Source organism: Actinomyces sp. S4-C9, from assembly GCF_000758775.1.
In the GTDB taxonomy this organism is placed as follows: domain Bacteria; phylum Actinomycetota; class Actinomycetes; order Actinomycetales; family Actinomycetaceae; genus Gleimia; species Gleimia europaea.
Genome location: NZ_JRMU01000029.1, coordinates 1 through 1,078 on the forward strand (window position 1 = coordinate 1; position 1,078 = coordinate 1,078).

2 protein-coding genes are annotated in these 1,078 nt (G+C 54.7%); both read left to right on the top strand.

The annotated features are described in order from the left end of the window. Positions 1–754, top strand: a 754-nt coding sequence (locus HMPREF1628_RS08940) for an integrase core domain-containing protein (protein WP_198030442.1), incomplete at its 5' end; no start/stop codon positions are given. A gap of 3 nt (positions 755–757) precedes the next feature. Further along, positions 758–1,036 carry a hypothetical protein gene (locus tag HMPREF1628_RS09135; RefSeq protein ID WP_198030443.1) on the top strand — a complete coding sequence of 93 codons (279 nt, stop codon included), beginning with the start codon at positions 758–760 and terminating at the stop codon, positions 1,034–1,036. The last annotated feature ends 42 nt before the right edge of the window (positions 1,037–1,078 follow it).

Consider the following 1,078-nt stretch of genomic DNA (forward strand, 5'->3'; position numbering starts at 1 on the left):
ACTACGCGAAACCATCTTGGAGCTACGCGATCAACTCCTTCGAGACGGCCTAGATGCTGGAGCCGAAACAATCTATGACCTGCTACCAAAAGACAACCGCCCCTCAACTAGCACCATCTTCCGGATCTTGAAAACAAATGGGAAAATCCAACCCCAACCACAAAAACGGCCCCGCTCCTCATGGCAACGTTTCCAAGCACCCGCCCCCAACAGCCTGTGGCAATCAGACTTCACACACTGGCCTCTAGCCGATGGCACCGACACCGAAATCATCTCCTGGCTCGATGACCACTCCCGCTACCTCACCCACATCAGTGTTCACCCCACAATCACCGCAAGCATCGTGGTTAACACCTTCCTTAAAGCCACCGACACACACGGACTACCAGCAGCAACCCTTACCGATAACGGTTTCGTTTACACCACACGCCTAGCCGGCGGGCGCGCCACCAACAACCAACCCAACCCCTTCGAACAACTCCTGGCCGACCTGAGCATAGAACAGAAAAACGGCCGCCCCAACCACCCCACCACCCAAGGCAAAATCGAGCGCTTTCACCGCACCCTTAAAACATGGCTCAAAGCCCAACCACCAGCCCAAACCCACCAAGACCTACAACAACAACTCCAAGACTTCCAAACCATCTACAACACCCAACGAAAACACCGAGCCATCAACAGGCGCACACCCCACCAGGCCTACACCGCCACCCCCAAAGACCAACCCACCATCACACTTAACAACACCCACTAGCGAGTGCGATACGACCGGGTAGACAACCACGGCAAAATCACCCTGCGCTACGCCGGAAAAATACGCCACCTCGGCATCGGCCACGCCCACAACAGACAACGCATCATCCTGCTCGTCAACGGCCCCCAAGCCCTAGCCATCAACAAAACCACCGGAGAAATCATCGGCGAATACACCATCGACCCCACCAAAAACTACCAGCCCAAAAAACGGAACCATGACCCAACACATCCGCCCAAAAAACGGAACGATGACCCGACACATCAAAACCCCAAAGCATAAAAAATCTCGGGACACCGTATGAACGATGTCCCGAGACATAAC